Here is an 18,034-nt window from a genome sequence, read left to right on the forward strand (position 1 = left end):
ATAGCTCATTTGAATGGTGAATTTTTACAATAAATATATTATATCGTAAAAGTTCTTTTCTTTTTGTGTTCACTCTCTTCGTATCGTTCAACACATTGAAGATATATTTTTATCGCTTCTTCTGCATCTCCCCAGCCACCTACATCTACTTTTTTCTTCTCTAAATCCTTATAAACCTGGAAGAAATGCTCTATTTCTTTTAAACGATGTGGGTTTAAATCATTAATGTCTGATCGTTTACTCCAAACAGGATCAGAAACTGGAACACAAATAATTTTTTCGTCTGGACCTTTTTCGTCTGTCATATGAAAAACTCCTATAGGTCTTACTTCCATCACAACCATTGGATATGACGGTTCTGTTGAAAGCACCAATACATCAAGTGGATCTTGATCTAGTGCTAACGTTTCTGGCACAAATCCATAATCTCCTGGATACATCATAGATGAGAATAAAGTTCTATCAAAACGTATTTTATTTAATGCAAAATCGTATTCGTATTTGTTTCTACTTCCTTTTGGTATTTCAATTAATACGTCAAAAGTAATTTTCTTCTTTTCTTTCATTTAATGGTTTATTAGGTTAACCCTTCTTTGGGACGTTTGATTAAATTTTCGGGCAGCGAAGATACAACATAGTGCAGGTTCTACCTAGAAAATGGTTATAAGTATTTGAAATAAATTACTTAATTCTAATCACGTTTTACTAGAAATAAAAACCAAAACTACCTGTTACACCAAATCGTCTTGCATCTGGATTATCAAGATAATTTCCTCTGAAGTTGAAGTCAATTCTTAGTACCTTAAAGATATTTGCTACACCAAAGCTATATTCATAATAAACTTCAGAATCTGGCGCAATCAATGGAAATTCTAATGGGTTGCCTGTTGTACTTAAGGCTATGTTTTCATCAGATAACTCACCCCAAACACCTCTTAATGCAACAATGGCTCTAAGATTATATTTCTTTAAGAATGGGATTCTTGAAAATAATCTTCCATTGAAATTATGTTCTAAGTGCAATGAGGAATAGGTGTCTGTTACAAATTCATAAAAATCTAACTGCGGGAAAGTATTATATATTGAAAAATATGTTTGATTACCAGGTACGATACTAAGTAAGGCCAATGGTACTTCACCGAATGTTTTTCCTAGTTCTACTGAACTTACTAATCTTCCGAATCCACCAATCTGCCAGGGTTGAATATAGGAGAATTGAAGTTTTGTGTAATCAAAATCACTGTTAAACCAATTCTTGTCTCCTCTAGTGACTTGAGCAAACAATCGGGCGAAATTATCATTCTTATTTTTTCGTTCTACGCCAAATCCAGTCATCTGGCGTTTAGGGAAATAGCCTAGAGAAAACCTGCTTTCAAACTGTCTAACCTCTGAGCTAATTCCTGTTGGAGAGGTTGGATCATTAAAATCTAAACTAAATGTTGGGGAGGCACTACTTATCTTCCTAAAACTACCATCCCATCTCACCTCCAAATTTCTTAGAGGTTCTATTGCAACACCAAAATTTGTAAGATTTATGTTAGAAAGCTTATCATTAGCTCCCGCCGTAAATACAGCATTTGAAGCTAAACTTCTACCTAATACGTCAGTAGAGCTGGTTAAACTTGCTCCTATCTGTTCTATATCTCTTCGGTGGCCACCAAAAACTGTTAGCCTACTCTTCTTATCTAATAGCCATTTACCAGAAATGCCGTGTTTAAACTTATTATCTCTAAAGCCGTATGCGACAAAACCTTCAAGTCTCCAAAGGTCATTTGGCCCAAAATAAGTTCTACCACCTGTTCTTAATCGTAAACCTTCAACATCATTAAATCCAAATGTTGAAAATATTGGCCCATAATCAAAATTGATACTTGGAAACTCTACATAACCAGATGCCAGTATACTTCCTAAATTATACAGTCGTTTAAACTTTTTAACTGTCTTTAGAGTATCTAACATTGTATAGACACCTTTTTCGTCTTTATTGAGAGCTTCTAACCTATTTTGATTCCAGAATTCTTCGCCCCTATTGTAAACATCTGCATCATAATTATAGACTACTTTATCATAATATTTAGGATCCTTTGGTTCGTTAAATTTATAGTTGTCATATAATGTAGTCCGTTTACCATAAACGCCACGAGATTTCTCTTTTTTATTAAAGGCAAAATCAGATAAAAAATAATCTCGTTTTATTAAAAACACAGAGTCGTTTAACACCTCAAATTCTTGCTCAATATAAATTTCTTTTACCCAATTTATATTGGCACTCTTTGAAGCCTGCATATTAATTTCTTTTATAGCATAAGTAGAGTCGTTAACCCAAAAATCTCCCTTAAATGTTAATTCATTTTTACGCCTTGGATAGTAAATAATATTATAGCACCATTTGTTATCTATAAAAGCACTATCTGACAGCACATAATTGTAGGTCTGAACACCAGACCTGCCTAATGGACTCACAAAGCTTTTATCAAAGAACTTTATGTAGTTGTCATATACATTGTACTCTGAATATAAATCGTCAATAAAGTCTATTATGACTTGATTATTGCTAAAGCCACTGTTTTTGTTTCCTACTAAATCTTGACGTTCTTTATTACTGATATTATCTCCAGAAATTTTCTTTACGGATTCATTCAAAAATATTGGTAAATAGGTTTTACCTGTTACACTAGAAGTATCTACTTCTTCAAAAACAAACTCCATCCCTCTAAACAACTTACTTTTAATCAAGGAACTATCGATTGTATTAAGGTCAAACTCTACCTTTTCATATTGATCGTATTCATATTGCTTAAATTGATTAAGTCCATTTTGACGTTTCCTTTCCCAAATTCTCTCTAGCAATTTAACCGCAGGATTTTCTGAGGCTTTCTTAGACTGCTTACCGGTTATTATTACAACCTCATCTAATGAGGATGCCTCTTCTTTCAAAATAAATTTTAAATCAAAATTGACACTTTTTGGAAGTGGTATTTCTAGAAGCTCATAGCCAATAAAAGATACGATAAGCGTGTCCCACTTTTCATCAGATTCAAGATAAAATCGTCCATTTTCGTTAGATGTTGTTCCCTCTGTTGAGCCTTTAAATAGGATATTTGCATATGCAACAGGTTCGTTATATTCATCAAAAACATAACCACTAACCTTTGTCTGGGTATAAACACAAATTGATGAAATGGCTAATAGAAAGAAAAGTAGTTTTATTTTCATATTAAAAAAACAAACTTCATCCATAACCAAACTTTTAAGGTCTCTACGGTTATCAATGAAGTCTGTTTAACGCAAAAAACTGCGAATTATTTATTTATACATCACTTTTTTCACTGCTTTAACAACATCGTCACTATTAGGTAACCATTCAGCTAGTAATACTGGTGAGTAAGGTGCTGGAGTATCAGCGGTATTAATTTTTACGATTGGTGCATCTAAATAATCAAATGCTTCAGACTGAACTAAATATGTAATCTCAGTAGCAACATTACCAAAAGGCCAAGCTTCCTCTAAAACTACAAGTCTATTCGTTTTCTTGACAGAATCAACAATGGCTTTTCGATCCATTGGTCTCACAGTTCTCAAATCTATAATCTCACAGCTTATTCCTTCTTCCGCAAGCAGATCGGCTGCTTTATATGCCTCCTTAATTATTTTACCGAAGGAAACAATGGTGACATCAGTTCCTTCTCTTTTAATTTCTGCAACGCCTATTGGAATTGTGTATTCTCCTTCAGGCACTTCGCCTTTATCACCATACATTTGTTCACTCTCCATAAAAATAACTGGATCGTCATCTCTGATGGCTGATTTTAATAAACCTTTAGCGTCATATGGATTAGAAGGCACTATAACTTTTAAACCAGGTGTATTCGCAAACCAATTTTCAAAAGCTTGTGAGTGGGTTGCCGCTAATTGTCCTGCTGAAGCAGTAGGTCCTCTAAATACAATAGGGCATTTAAACTGTCCACCAGACATTTGTCTAATCTTCGCAGCATTATTAATAATTTGATCTATTCCAACTAAAGAGAAGTTAAAGGTCATGTACTCCACAATTGGTCTATTACCTGTCATTGTAGAACCAATCGCTATACCAGCAAATCCTAATTCTGCAATTGGAGTATCTAAAACTCGCTTTGGGCCAAATTCATCAAGCATACCTTTTGATGCTTTGTATGCACCGTTATATTCTGCCACTTCTTCGCCCATTAGATAAACACTTTCATCACGACGCATTTCTTCGCTCATTGCTTCGCAAATTGCTTCTCTAAATTGAATTGTCTTCATTGTCTATTTTTTAATCAAGTAGCAAAAATAGGAATAAATGAAAAACTATATATGTCAAATTTCTTTAAAATTTATTATGCATGCATAGTAAATATTCGAAATAAAATATTTATCTTCGCTACCGCAATAAATAGGACTTTCAATCGCCTTAAATTGTTATAAAAATGGAAATATTTTTGGCATTTACGATAACGTTATCGTAATGTAAAAAAGCATTAATAAAAACTAAATAATATATAAATATGAAGATTTTAGTGTGTATTAGTCATGTACCTGATACAACATCAAAGATTAATTTCACTGATGGTGACACGAAATTTGACACCAATGGTGTTCAGTTTGTAATAAATCCTAATGACGAATTTGGATTAACACGTGCCATGTGGTTTAAAGAAAAACAAGGAGCAAGTGTTGACGTTGTAAATGTTGGAGGACCAGAAACAGAACCTACATTAAGAAAAGCTTTAGCGATTGGTGCAGATGCAGCAATTAGAGTTAACACAGAAGCTACTGATGGTTTTGCCGTGGCAAAACAATTAGCCAAAGTTGTTAATGACGGCGCCTACGATCTCGTTATTGCTGGTCGTGAATCTATAGATTATAATGGAGGTATGGTGCCAGGAATGTTGGCATCATTAATAGAGGCAAATTTCGTTGCCAATTGTATAGGATTAGAAATTGAAGGTACTAGGGCTAAGGTTGTTAGAGAAATAGATGGTGGTAAAGAAACTGTTTCTACATCTCTTCCTTTGGTTATAGGAGGTCAGAAAGGATTGGTAGAGGAAAGTGACCTTAGAATACCAAATATGAGAGGTATTATGATGGCAAGGAAAAAACCTTTAAACGTAATAGAACCATTAGACCCAAGTGCTGAAACCAATGCTACAAGTTTTGAAAAACCAGCACCAAAAGGAGCTGTTAAATTGGTTGATGCAGATAATGTAGATGAATTAGTAAGCTTACTTCATAATGAAGCTAAGGTGATTTAAAAAAAGAAGTTATGTCAGTTATAGTATATACAGAATCAGAAAAAGGAAAATTTAAGAAGGCTGCATTTGAAGTTGTTTCTTATGCCAAGGCAGTGGCAGATCAAATGGGTACTTCAGTTACCGCAGTGACAATAAACGCAGAAAATGTAGAAAGTCTAGGTAACTATGGCGCATCAAAAGTCTTGTCTGTCAATAATGCAAACCTTGATACATTTAACGCCAAACAATATGCTTCAGTAATAGAGCAAGCTACAAAGCAAGATGGTGGAAATGTTGTAATTGTTAGCTCTAGTGCAGACAGTAAATATTTGGCTCCTTTATTGGCGGTTGGATTAGAAGCAGGTTATGTTCCAAATGTAGTTGAAGCACCATCAAGTGTATCACCTTTTACAGTAAAAAGGACAGCTTTTACTAACAAGGCCTTCGCCAACACAGAAATTAGCACAGATGTAAAGCTAGTAGGACTCTCAAATAATTCATTTGGATTAGTAGAATCTGGAGGAAGCACCTCAGTTGAGGAATTTACTCCTTCAATACCAGACTCAGGAGTATCAGTAGAATCTGTTGACAAGGCAACAGATAAGGTAAGTATTGCAGATGCCGAAATTGTTGTTTCTGGAGGTAGAGGATTAAAAGGTCCTGAAAACTGGGCTTTAGTGGAGGATTTAGCTGAAGTTCTTGGAGCTGCAACTGCATGTTCAAAACCTGTATCAGATTTAGGCTGGAGATCTCATAGCGAACACGTTGGACAAACAGGCAAACCTGTTGCATCTAACCTATATATCGCTATTGGTATTTCTGGCGCTATACAGCATTTAGCTGGAATAAATTCTTCTAAGGTAAAAGTCGTAATTAATACTGATCCTGAAGCACCTTTCTTTAAGGCAGCAGATTATGGTATTGTTGGTGACGCTTTTGAAGTTATACCAAAATTAACAGAAAAATTAAAAGCTTTTAAAGCACAAAACGCATAAATTTATTAACTTGTATTATCAATAGGACTGTTTAAATTTGGAATGTTACTGACGCATTATATTTAGTATTTGTTCAGTTAAAAACCAAAACTGTTAAATACAGTTGGTAAAGTCCAAATTTAAACAGTTCTTTGTGTTTTACATTTTATGAGCTTAGTTCGTTTAAATATCAAGGGAATTTCCTATAGCCAAACTCAGAATGGTGCTTATGCGTTAATACTCAATGAGGTTGATGGCGACAGAAAACTTCCTATTGTGATTGGAGCCTTTGAAGCTCAATCCATAGCAATTGCCCTAGAAAAGGAAATTAGACCTCCTCGACCATTAACACATGATTTATTTAAAAATTTTGCGGATCGATTTGACATTGTAGTAAAGCAGGTGATTATTCATAAACTTGTGGATGGTGTCTTCTATTCGAGCTTAATTTGCGAATGTGATAAAATTGAAGAAATTATTGATGCCAGAACTAGTGATGCTATCGCTTTAGCTTTAAGGTTTAAGGCTCCAATTTTTACATATAAAAACATCTTAGACAAGGCAGGAATCTATCTTAAGGTAAATCCTAAAAAAGAGGATGAGGAAGAAGATAGTATTTTGGTTGACGATCTTGTTGCTGAAGAAATTGAAACTGCAGTAATTGCACAAGAAGGTTACAAAGACAAATCTTTAGATGAGTTAAAAACACTTCTTGATGAGGCTGTGAATAATGAAGATTATGAGAAAGCTGCCAAGATACGAGATGAAATTTCTAAGCGTTAACTAATTAACAACTTCGATGACAAATTTTTTCAAAGCCCTATTAGCTTTTTTTATTGCACTCTCTACAATAACAGCTCAAGAGCTTGAAAAAACCTGGCAATTCGAATCTATTAAAGATACTTCAGGACAAAATTTATTCAACACCATTGAATCAGATACACTTAGGTTTGATGCCGGAAAATTTATGTATTCACTGGACACAAAGAATAAATTAAGGGCGTCTGGTGATTATTTACATCAAAGCAATGTATTAGTACTCTATTATTCCTTGCCAAAGGATACAATAAGACATTATAGAATCAAGGAATTGACGGATTCTACATTAGTTTTTACAGAAAATAACATCGTTTATAGCTACAAACCTTTTATTCAGGATAAGGTAATTACAAATGATATTATACCAAGTCAAGGATTTACACTCAATAGTATAATGCGTGGTGCATTAGGTATGTTGGTTTTATTAATAATTGCGTTTCTATTAAGTAAAAATCGAAAAGCTATTAATTGGCGCACAGTTGGATTTGGATTACTTGCCCAATTAGTTTTGGCTGTTGGAGTCCTCAAAGTACCATTTGTTCAGGCAGCATTTGAATGGGTTGGTGGACTGTTTATTAGTGTTCTCGATTTTACTATGGCTGGAACAAAATTTCTATTTGCATCATTCAGCACCAATGAAATCGCAGATTCTTTAATGACATTTGCAGTATCAATTTTACCTACTATAATATTTTTCTCGGCCCTAACTTCAGTCTTATTCTATCTTGGAATAATCCAGAAAGTAGTAAAAGGAATGGCGTGGTTACTCACCAAATTATTACAGATTTCTGGAGCTGAGAGCTTGAGTGTGGCCGGCAATATCTTTTTAGGTCAAACTGAATCACCATTGATGATTAAGGCCTACTTAGAAAAGATGACAAAGTCAGAAATTCTCTTAGTGATGATTGGTGGAATGGCAACGGTGGCAGGTGGAGTTTTGGCAGCTTATATTGGCTTTTTGGGTGGTTCAGATGAAGCACTGCGATTATTCTATGCTAAACATTTATTAACAGCTTCGGTAATGGCAGCCCCAGGAGCAATTGTTATTTCTAAGATATTATACCCTCAACAGGAAAAAATCAATTCTGAAATAAAAATAACTCAAGATAAAATAGGCTCAAATATTTTAGATGCTATTGCTAACGGTACCACCGAAGGTTTAAAATTAGCAGTTAATGTTGGTGCTATGCTTCTGGTTTTCCTTGCTTTTATAGCAATGATAAACGGTATCCTAGGATGGGCTGGTGATATGACAAATCTAAATGGTTGGATTGCAAGTAATACAACCTATTCTGAGTTTTCACTCGAGTTTATTCTTGGTTACACATTTGCGCCTTTAATGTGGTTAATTGGTGTGGCTAAAGAAGATATTGCCCTTATGGGACAACTATTAGGAATCAAATTAGCAGCAAGTGAATTTGTGGGTTATATTCAACTGGCCGAACTAAAAAATCCGGCACAATTGCTTCATTTGAAATATCAGAAATCTATTATCATGGCTACATATATGTTATGTGGTTTTGCAAATTTCGCTTCTATAGGTATACAAATTGGAGGTATAGGATCGTTAGCACCCGGTCAACGTAAAACTTTATCTGAGTTTGGCATTAAAGCTCTAATTGGAGGTACTTTAGCCTCGCTTTTATCTGCTACAATTGCAGGTATGATCATTGGTTAAGCAAACCAATTTAAACGTTACAAAATCTAATAGTACACGTTAATAACTTTTAATATCTGACAAACTCATTAGTCCAAATTTAATTGACTTTTTAATTAAATTCGTTCCCGAATAATTTTCTTAAAAATTCTAGCCAAAACAAGACAGAACACACTACGCTTATGAAACAATATCACGACTTAGTAAAACATGTATTAAAAAACGGTAATGAAAAAAGTGATAGAACAGGCACTGGTACAAAGAGTGTTTTTGGTTATCAAATGCGATTTGATTTAAGTGAAGGTTACCCGATGGTCACAACCAAAAAATTACATCTTAAATCTATAATATATGAATTGCTTTGGTTTTTAAGAGGTGATACAAATATTAACTACTTAAATAAAAATGGTGTTAGAATTTGGAATGAATGGGCTGATGAGAATGGTGACTTAGGACCAGTTTATGGCCATCAATGGCGCAATTGGGCAAGTGAAGATATTGACCAAATAAAAGCGGTAATTGAAGGTTTAAAAAGAAATCCAGATAGCAGAAGAATGTTAGTATCTGCATGGAACCCTTCAGTATTACCGGACACCTCAAAATCATTTTCAGAGAATGTAGCTAATGGCAAAGCCGCCTTACCACCATGCCATGCTTTCTTTCAGTTTTATGTTGCAGACGGAAAACTCTCTTGTCAATTATATCAAAGAAGTGCAGATATATTTTTGGGTGTACCGTTTAATATTGCATCCTATGCATTATTTACCATGATGATGGCACAAGTTTGTGGATTCGAAGCAGGTGAATTTATCCATACGTTTGGAGATGCCCATATCTACAATAATCATTTAGAGCAGTTAGAATTACAACTTTCCCGAGATATTAGACCATTGCCAAAAATGATTTTGAATCCAGAAGTAAAAGACATTTTCGAATTCAAATTTGAAGACTTTACTTTAGTAGATTATAATCCACATCCACATATTAAAGGTAAAGTTGCAGTTTAAATTAAAAAACTACCAATAATAAAAAGCGCCTCAAAATTGAGGCGCTTTTTATTGATTAATAGCACATTAATAATTACAAATTCAAAACGCTGTTCTCAGCTCCTGCATAATCACTCCATGCATAAGCATCCGCTTGCTCATCATTGATGTAAGCACCATCAACAACATATCTAAATTCGTAAGAATTGTCTTTTTCTAAATCAACAGTTCCTTTAAAGGTTCCGCTTTTTAATTTCTTAAGCTTAACAGCTTTCTTCTCGTTCCATTCATTGAATGTTCCAACTACTGCTACTTTTTTTGCTTCTTCCGCAGGCACAGAAAATGTAACCTTACATACTGGCTTGCTTTTTAAATACTGCTTTTTAATTGCCATAATAGATAGATTTAATTATGGGTTAAAAGTATAAAAGAATAAATCACTAAATAAACATTAATTCCCTTAAGTCCAAAGAATTATTATTTTCATAAAATAGACTTATATTTTTGATAAAGTACATATTTTTATAAGACTAATTTTATGAGATTGTCAACGTTATTTAATTGTCATTAAGCCCTGATTATCAACTATATCGTTTGCGTTAAACTAACGATTCTAAGCTCTGAGGAAAACTAAAACGTTTTAGTGAAAATTAGGTATCTTTAACCATTCAAATTTCAGTTATGTTTGGAAAGAAAAAACAAGTTTCTTCAATAGATAAAGATCAATTAGAACTCATTAAATATGCACAAAAAAGAATAAGGCAAAAAAAACGTCTATATATTCATTTTATTGTTTTTCTTATTGGTGCTGTGTTCTTGATTATTGCTAATACAGTATTAGGAATTGGCAAAGATTTTACCATTGCCGGTGTTAATTGGTTTGTTTATGCCATATTGGCTTGGCTTTTTCTATTTATATATCACTTTATTAATGTGTTTATAACCAATAAATTCATGGGTAAAGAATGGGAAAAATTACAGTTAGATAAGCTTGTAAACTTGCAGCAATCACGCATAGATGCCTTAAAAAAGGATTTTCTAAAAGAAGAATCTAAAATAGCGCAGTCTCAAGCCTATAATGAAGTACAATCTCAACCCAAGATTTCAAAAAAAAAAAAGACTAAGGAATTAACAGTTATTGTTGCAGCAGGAGAAAATAACGCTATTGGTAAAGACAATGACCTCATTTGGCATTTAAGCAATGATCTTAAACGATTTAAAAAATTAACCAATGGGCATCATATTATAATGGGGCGTAAAACTTTTGAAAGCTTTCCGAAGCCTCTTCCTAATCGTACACATATTGTTATTACGAGACAAGAAGACTATAAGGCTCCTGAAGGTGTAATTATTGTAAATAGCTTAGAAGATGCAATTGATGCTGCTAAAAATGACGACCACCCTTTTGTAATAGGTGGTGGAGAAATATACAAGCAATCCATTAGCCTTGCCGATAAACTCGAAATCACTAGAGTTCACGCTACTTTTGATAATGCTGATACTTTTTTCCCAGAAATTGATAAATCCATATGGAAAGAGGTTAGCAGAACATTACATGATGCCGATGAAAAACATGCACATGCCTTTTCATTTGTATCCTATATGAGAAAATAAATATTCCTATTTTTGCATCACTAATTTTAAATCGAAATGAACGCATATATATTTCCAGGACAAGGTGCTCAATTCCCAGGCATGGGATTAGATCTCTATGAAAAATCACCATTAGCACAAGAGTTATTTGAAAAGGCGAATGGCATATTAGGATTTCATATCACTGATATTATGTTTGAAGGCTCTGCAGAAGATCTTAAGCAAACTAAAGTTACACAGCCTGCAATATTTCTTCATTCTGTAATTCTTGCCAAAACAATTGGAGATAACTTTAAACCAGATATGGTTGCAGGTCATTCACTCGGTGAATTTTCTGCCTTGGTAGCAAATGGCGCGTTAACATTTGATGATGGATTAAAATTAGTTTCACAGCGTGCACAGGCTATGCAAAAAGCGTGTGAGTTACAACCAAGTACAATGGCAGCTGTATTAGGATTAGATGATGACATTGTAGAAAAAGTATGTGCAATGACTGAAGGAGTTGTAGTTGCTGCTAATTATAATTGCCCAGGTCAACTGGTAATTTCAGGAGAAATTGAAGCAATACATAAAGCCTGTGAGACCCTCAAGGAAGAAGGTGCAAGACGAGCATTAGTATTACCTGTTGGTGGTGCATTTCACTCTCCTATGATGGAACCAGCAAGAGAACAATTGGCAAGCGCCATTGAAAACACAAATTTTAGTAAGCCTAATTGTCCTATATACCAAAATGTAACTGCTTCGGCAATTACAGATGAAAATGAAATAAAAGGTAATTTAATTTCTCAGTTAACGGCACCCGTACGTTGGACACAGTCTGTGCAACAAATGGTGGCTGATGGTGCTACACATTTTACAGAAGTAGGACCTGGCAGGGTATTGCAAGGCCTAGTTAAAAAAATACATAGAGAGGCTGAAACTTCTTCTGCCACTTTAGATTCTAACACCTAACATCATCCATTTTGAATAGAAACGTATTTATTACCCTACTTATAGCTTTTAATATTGCTATTGACCAAATCTCAAAAACAATTGTTAGGTCTAATATGATTGAAGGCGCACGTGGTAAAATTGACATCATTAAAGACTACTTTCAACTAATTTGGGTAGAAAATAAAGGAGCTTTTTTAGGTATGGGTAGTGATATGAATCCTACCTTGAAATTAATTTTTCTATTAATCTTACCAACTGTAGTCCTTGGTTATGTCATTTATTACATCGTAAAAACCAAAGACCTAGATCGAACAAGTTTAATTGCTTTTTGTTGTATAGTTGGTGGCGGAATCGCTAATGTATTCGATAGAATTGTTTATGGTCAGGTTACCGATTTTTTCTTTATTAAAATCACTGAGACTATCAAAACCGGTATTTTTAATGTCGCAGATTTATCTGTAACAACAGGAATGATTATGTTATTATTCAGTGGTGTATTTAATAAAACGAAAAAAGAGTCTTAACATTATTTCTTATAAACAACACCATCTTTCATTACGAAAGAGACCTCTACCATTGTAGAAATGTCCTTGGTAGGATCTTCGTCTACCGCAATAATATCAGCTAAGTAGCCAGACTCTATGACTCCTAGTTTGTCTTCCATGCCCAATAATTTGGCATTAGTAATTGTTGCAGATTTAATACTGAACATAGGTGACCAGCCAGCCTCTACCATATAAATAAATTCTTTTGCATTTTCGCCATGAGGAAAAACACCTGCATCAGTACCAAAAGCTATTGGAACATTTTCTTTAACTACCATGCTAAAAGTATCATCAAGAACGTCCATAGTACTTGCAATTTTTGGTAATATTACATCTGGATAATAGTTTGGTATTTTAGCTTTCTCCTCAACGTATCTGCCTGCAGATAAAGTTGGTACCAGATACGTATTATTCTCTTTCATTAATTTGGCAACTTCTGCATCCATAAAGGAACCGTGCTCAATAGTTTGCACGCCACCTATAACTGCACGCTTCATACCTTCTTTGCCGTGGGCATGAGCAGCTACAACCATTCCGTATTCCTCTGCTGTTTTGACTATTTCGTTTACTTCCTCTTGAGTAAACTGGGCATTCTGACCATTTTTTGCTACACTCAAAACACCACCAGTTGCTGTAATTTTAATTAAATCTGCTCCATTTTTGTAACGTTGTCTTACAGCTTTTCTAGCATCTTCTGGGCTATTAATAACACCTTCAGCAGGACCGGGATCTCCCATTAAATCTTTACGCATGCCGTTTGTTGGGTCGGCGTGCCCACCTGTTGTCCCAATAGCTTTTTCAGCAGTATAGATTCTAGGGCCAGATACTATTCCTTTATTTATTGCATCACGTAAAGAAACATTTACACCAGACCCTCCTAAGTCTCTAACCGTAGTGAAGCCAGATAATAGTGTTCTATTTGCAATTTCTGCAGAAACGAATGCCACATCAGATTTATTCTTTGTAAAACGATCCAAATAACGCGTCGGACTTGTTTCGCCTTCGATATGTACATGCATATCAATTAATCCAGGCATTACCGTTTTAGATTTTAAATCAACAATAACATCATTTGCATTATCTGAAGTAATAAAACCGTCATTTACAGAAACAATAGTATTACCTTTTATAACGATTGTTTTTTCATTTAAAACTTTACCCGATTTAGTATCTATAATATTACCACAGTGCAAATAGGTGTTTTGTGCCACTATTGTTAGAGTAATTGTAAATGCTAAGATGTTCAGTAAAGTCTTCATATTGATTCTATTTATTTCTTATTTTTTTCTCCCAATTCCAGGCGGACGCCATGGCATCATCTAAAGAAGATTCTGTTTTCCAACCCAGGACTTTATTGGCATGTGTTGTGTCTGCATACGCTGAAATCACATCACCTTCTCTTCTTTCCGCAATTTTATAGTTCAATTTTCGGCCTGATACCTTTTCAAAAGATTGAATAACTTCTAATACAGAACTCCCTTTTCCAGTGCCTAAATTAAACACTTCATAATTAGAGAGACTTTTGTTTTCGATAAGACGTTCTAATGCAATAACATGTGCTTTGGCAAGATCCACAACGTGAATATAATCTCTAATACATGTACCATCCTCAGTAGGATAATCATCTCCAAAAACAGCTAATTGATCTCTCATTCCAACTCCAGTTTGGGTAATATAAGGCACTAAGTTTTGAGGAACTCCAATTGGTAATTCACCAATATCGGAGGAAGGATGTGCTCCGATTGGATTAAAATATCTCAATGCGATTGCATTTAAGTCTTCATTTACCTTACAGGTGTCTCTTATGATTTCCTCACCTATTTGTTTGGTATTTCCATAAGGAGATTCTGCTGGTTTAACGGGAGCAGATTCTGTAATAGGTAACTCATCTGCTTGCCCATAAACTGTACATGAAGAACTAAAAATAAAATTTTTATTATTTAGTTGACATAAATTTTGCAACATGTAAACTAGGGTATTAATATTATTTTCATAGTACATTAAAGGCTCTTTTACACTTTCACCTACCGCCTTACTAGCTGCAAAGTGAATAACACCTGTTATATCATTATGCTTTTCAAAAAACTGATCTGTACTTTGCTTATCTCTTAAATCTAACTGCTCAAATACAGGTCGCTTATCAGTAATTTTTGTAATGCCTTCGATAACATCAATTGAAGAGTTACTTAGATTGTCAATAATAACAACCTCAAAGCCTTTATTTTGAAGTTCAACTACGGTGTGAGATCCTATGAAACCTAAACCACCTGTCACTAATACTTTCATTAATTAAGAATTGGAATTTATAAAATTTAGTACTGTGTTGGAAATAAAATTAATTTGCTCATCATCAAGTTCAGAATGCATTGGTAATGATATGACTGATTTTACAAGTTCATTCGTTACTGTAAAATCTGCTTCATTATATCGCTCGTCTACATAAGCTTTCTGATTATGTAAAGGAATAGGGTAATAAACACCACAAGGAATATTATTCTCGTTTAAATGTGCAACTAAGGCATCCCTATCTACATCCTTTAATTTTAATGTATATTGATGAAATACATGACAATCGCAAGTACTACAAATTCCTTCACACTCTGTTCTTCCTGAAGGAATAGTAATTTTAGGATGGTCCTTAAATGCCTCATTGTACTTTCTTGCTGCATTACGTCTGGTATCATTATAGGAATCTAAATGAGGTAGTTTTGCATCTAGGACAGCAGCCTGGATTGAATCTAATCTAGAATTCACTCCCACCACATCATGGTGATAACGCTTATACATACCATGATTTACAATTCCTCTTATAGTATGGGCCAAATCATCATTGTTGGTAAAAATAGCTCCTCCATCACCATAGCAACCTAAATTTTTTGATGGAAAAAAAGAAGTTGATGCTACATCTCCAATAACACCAGTTTTTATTTTTGACCCATCTTTACGTGTGTAGTTTGCACCAATTCCTTGAGCATTGTCTTCTATAACATATAAGTTATACTTTTTAGCAAGATCTAAAATTTGATCCATATTAGCGGCTAATCCAAAAAGATGAACCGGAACAATTGCTTTTGTATTAGGAGTAATCGCTTTTTCAATAGCATCCACATCAATATTAAAACTTACAGGATTAACGTCTACTAAAACAGGTGTTAACTGTAATAATGCAATAACCTCTACAGTTGCTGCAAATGTAAAATCTGCTGTAATTACCTCATCTCCTGGTTTTAACCCTAAGCCCATCATAGCAATTTGCAGTGCATCGGTACCATTAGCACAAGGAATAACATGTTTTGCTCCTAAATATTCTTCCAGGTTTTTCTGAAATTGATGAACTTTTGGACCATTTATAAATGCTGCACTTTCCATAACCTCTTGAATTGAAGGGTCTACAACATCTTTAATTTTAGCGTATTGACTCTGAAGGTCAACCATTTGGATTTTTTTCATTCTGAAGATTTGAATTTAATCGTTTCTTAAAGTACGACTAGAGCGAAAATACAAAATTGTAATTGCTAAGCCAATGCAATTAATTGAAAGAAATGTATTTTAGCACAAATTTCAACTATTGAGGCTACTTTATAACATAGGGATTTATATTACCAGTGTTTTAATTAAGATTTTGGCAGTTTATAATCAAAAATTAAAACTTGGTGTTAATGGCAGAAAGGAAACATTTAAACTTCTCCAATCTTCAATTTCTGAAAACGACAAAGTGTTTTGGTTTCACTGTGCTTCATTGGGAGAATATGAACAGGGCCTTCCTGTATTTGAAGCATTGAAAAAAAGACATCCAAATTATAAAATTGTCCTCAGTTTTTTCTCACCGTCTGGATATGAAGTACGGAAAAATGCTGATATCGCAGATGTTGTGGTTTACTTGCCCTTAGATACAGCTCAAAACGCAAAACGATTTTTAGATCTGACAAACCCGTCATACATCATATTTGTCAAATATGAAATATGGCCAAACTTTCTTGGTGAAATAAAAAGACGAAATTTTAATGGAATACTTATTTCTACACTTTTTAGAGAAAACCATAGTTTTTTTAAGTGGTATGGTAGTTTAAGACGTAAGGCATTATTTGCATTCAAGCATATTTTCACCCAAGATGAAAAATCAAAAATACTGTTGGGAAGCATTCAATATAAAAACGTATCAGTTTCTGGAGACACAAGATTCGATAGGGTTACAAATCAACTGAGAATTGACAATTCACTTCCTTTCATTGAAAAGTTTATCAATAATAAGCTGTGTGTTGTTTTTGGAAGCACTTGGCCCGAAGACGATAAATTATATTTAGACTTTATTAATAATAATTCGTCAAAGGATATAAAATATATCATTGCTCCTCATAATATCAAGCCAAATTATATTACCTCACTTAAATCACAATTGACTGTCAGTAACGTTTGCTATTCTGCAATGGAAACTAAAAATCTTAATGATTCTAATGTTTTTATTTTAGACACCATAGGATATTTGTCCAAGGTTTACAGTCATGCAGATATTGCTTATGTTGGTGGTGGCGCTGGAAATACCGGATTACATAATATATTAGAACCTGCTGTATTTGGAATACCGATTATTATTGGTAAAAATTTCGATAAGTTTCCTGAAGCCAAAACGCTTATGGCTTCGAACGGTCTAGTTTCTGTATCTTCAAAACAGGAGTTTAATAAAATTGTGACTTCATTATTAAAAAATGTATCCAAACGTAGAGAAATGGGTTCCATTAATTCCAATTACATTAAAGAAAATAAAGGTGCGGTAATCCAAATACTAGATTATATTCATATTTAAGGTCATAACATCGAGAAATAGCAATTAAAATGTTAAAATTTCTATTCTCGTACTATAACAATTAATACTAAAACTATTAACATGAAAAGAATTGTATTGAGTTTAGCACTAGTTGTGGCTCTAGGATTGTCATTAAACTCTTGTAGAGAGACAAAAGAAAAAACAGAAAATGCTGTAGAAAAAGAAGCAGATTCTGCTAGTGATGCTGTTAACGACGCTAAAGACGCTACCAGTGAGGCATTAGAAGATGCTACAGATGTAGCAAGTGATGCACTTGATAGTGCTGAGGACGCTGCTAATGATGCTATTGATGCTGTTAAAGAAGGTGCAGAAGATATGGCTAACAAAGCTAAAGATATTGCTAATGACACTGTAGACAAAGTAAAGAAGGCCGGAAATGACGCCATTGAAAAAGCTCAAGAAGCAGGGAACGATGCAGTAGACGAAGCAAAAGGAAGTATTGGTAATTAA

17 protein-coding genes are annotated in these 18,034 nt (G+C 34.1%); 10 read left to right on the top strand and 7 right to left on the bottom strand.

The genetic code is table 11. The annotated features are described in order from the left end of the window. Positions 1–38 precede the first annotated feature (38 nt). The 3 genes from DUZ96_RS01600 to DUZ96_RS01610 form a co-directional block, all read right to left on the bottom strand. Positions 39–566: an inorganic diphosphatase gene (locus tag DUZ96_RS01600; protein WP_114299819.1), complete on the bottom strand. Its 528-nt coding sequence runs from the start codon at positions 564–566 to the stop codon at positions 39–41. Positions 567–705: 139 nt separating this feature from the next. After that, positions 706–3,216: a DUF5686 and carboxypeptidase-like regulatory domain-containing protein gene (locus DUZ96_RS01605; RefSeq protein ID WP_114299887.1), complete on the bottom strand. Its 2,511-nt coding sequence runs from the start codon at positions 3,214–3,216 to the stop codon at positions 706–708. Positions 3,217–3,306: 90 nt separating this feature from the next. Continuing rightward, the gene (locus DUZ96_RS01610) at positions 3,307–4,284 is read right to left on the bottom strand and encodes a pyruvate dehydrogenase complex E1 component subunit beta (RefSeq protein ID WP_114299821.1); all 978 of its coding nucleotides are present in this window, start codon (positions 4,282–4,284) and stop codon (positions 3,307–3,309) included. A 242-nt stretch (positions 4,285–4,526) separates the two neighbouring features. On the opposite strand from DUZ96_RS01610, the gene DUZ96_RS01615 reads away from it, so the two are divergent. The 5 genes from DUZ96_RS01615 to DUZ96_RS01635 all read left to right on the top strand — a co-directional run bounded on the left by DUZ96_RS01615 (position 4,527) and on the right by DUZ96_RS01635 (position 9,709). Continuing rightward, a complete protein-coding gene (locus DUZ96_RS01615) occupies positions 4,527–5,273 on the top strand; it encodes an electron transfer flavoprotein subunit beta/FixA family protein (RefSeq protein WP_114299823.1) in 747 nt (248 codons plus the stop codon). 11 nt (positions 5,274–5,284) lie between these two features. Next, positions 5,285–6,247: an electron transfer flavoprotein subunit alpha/FixB family protein gene (locus DUZ96_RS01620; protein WP_114299825.1), complete on the top strand. Its 963-nt coding sequence runs from the start codon at positions 5,285–5,287 to the stop codon at positions 6,245–6,247. A 147-nt stretch (positions 6,248–6,394) separates the two neighbouring features. Then, complete coding sequence (locus tag DUZ96_RS01625; RefSeq protein WP_114299827.1) at positions 6,395–7,009, top strand: bifunctional nuclease family protein; 615 nt, start codon at positions 6,395–6,397, stop codon at positions 7,007–7,009. Positions 7,010–7,025: 16 nt separating this feature from the next. Further along, a complete protein-coding gene (locus DUZ96_RS01630) occupies positions 7,026–8,723 on the top strand; it encodes a nucleoside transporter C-terminal domain-containing protein (protein ID WP_114299829.1) in 1,698 nt (565 codons plus the stop codon). A 161-nt stretch (positions 8,724–8,884) separates the two neighbouring features. Next, positions 8,885–9,709: a thymidylate synthase gene (locus tag DUZ96_RS01635; protein ID WP_114299831.1), complete on the top strand. Its 825-nt coding sequence runs from the start codon at positions 8,885–8,887 to the stop codon at positions 9,707–9,709. Positions 9,710–9,782: 73 nt separating this feature from the next. On the opposite strand, the gene DUZ96_RS01640 is transcribed toward DUZ96_RS01635, so the two are convergent. Beyond that, a complete protein-coding gene (locus tag DUZ96_RS01640) occupies positions 9,783–10,082 on the bottom strand; it encodes an isoamylase early set domain-containing protein (RefSeq protein WP_114299833.1) in 300 nt (99 codons plus the stop codon). Between the two features lie 287 nt (positions 10,083–10,369). Here DUZ96_RS01640 and DUZ96_RS01645 point away from each other — a divergent pair, with 287 nt between their 5' ends. Genes DUZ96_RS01645 through lspA form a run of 3 tightly spaced genes read left to right on the top strand, consistent with a single transcriptional unit; the run spans position 10,370 to position 12,738 of the window. Then, positions 10,370–11,302 (top strand): dihydrofolate reductase, encoded by a 933-nt coding sequence (locus DUZ96_RS01645; RefSeq protein WP_114299835.1) that lies wholly within the window; start codon positions 10,370–10,372, stop codon positions 11,300–11,302. Between the two features lie 36 nt (positions 11,303–11,338). Then, positions 11,339–12,232 carry an ACP S-malonyltransferase gene (gene fabD / locus DUZ96_RS01650; RefSeq protein ID WP_114299837.1) on the top strand — a complete coding sequence of 298 codons (894 nt, stop codon included), beginning with the start codon at positions 11,339–11,341 and terminating at the stop codon, positions 12,230–12,232. Positions 12,233–12,243: 11 nt separating this feature from the next. Continuing rightward, positions 12,244–12,738, top strand: a complete 495-nt coding sequence (gene lspA / locus DUZ96_RS01655; protein WP_114299839.1) for a signal peptidase II — start codon at positions 12,244–12,246, stop codon at positions 12,736–12,738. Positions 12,739–12,740: 2 nt separating this feature from the next. Here lspA and DUZ96_RS01660 read toward each other — a convergent pair whose 3' ends face one another. The 3 genes from DUZ96_RS01660 to DUZ96_RS01670 are packed head-to-tail and all read right to left on the bottom strand — an operon-like array spanning position 12,741 to position 16,209. Continuing rightward, complete coding sequence (locus DUZ96_RS01660) at positions 12,741–14,018, bottom strand: amidohydrolase family protein (protein WP_114299841.1); 1,278 nt, start codon at positions 14,016–14,018, stop codon at positions 12,741–12,743. 7 nt (positions 14,019–14,025) lie between these two features. Beyond that, complete coding sequence (galE, locus tag DUZ96_RS01665) at positions 14,026–15,045, bottom strand: UDP-glucose 4-epimerase GalE (RefSeq protein ID WP_114299843.1); 1,020 nt, start codon at positions 15,043–15,045, stop codon at positions 14,026–14,028. Positions 15,046–15,048: 3 nt separating this feature from the next. Further along, complete coding sequence (locus DUZ96_RS01670; protein ID WP_114299845.1) at positions 15,049–16,209, bottom strand: DegT/DnrJ/EryC1/StrS aminotransferase family protein; 1,161 nt, start codon at positions 16,207–16,209, stop codon at positions 15,049–15,051. Between the two features lie 118 nt (positions 16,210–16,327). Here DUZ96_RS01670 and DUZ96_RS01675 point away from each other — a divergent pair, with 118 nt between their 5' ends. Both DUZ96_RS01675 and DUZ96_RS01680 read left to right on the top strand, forming a co-directional pair. Continuing rightward, positions 16,328–17,563: a 3-deoxy-D-manno-octulosonic acid transferase gene (locus DUZ96_RS01675; RefSeq protein WP_114299847.1), complete on the top strand. Its 1,236-nt coding sequence runs from the start codon at positions 16,328–16,330 to the stop codon at positions 17,561–17,563. Positions 17,564–17,644: 81 nt separating this feature from the next. Then, entirely contained in the window at positions 17,645–18,034 is a 390-nt protein-coding gene (locus tag DUZ96_RS01680) for a hypothetical protein (RefSeq protein WP_114299849.1), read from the top strand.

The organism is Winogradskyella sp. KYW1333, assembly GCF_003335675.1.
Lineage (GTDB): Bacteria > Bacteroidota > Bacteroidia > Flavobacteriales > Flavobacteriaceae > Winogradskyella.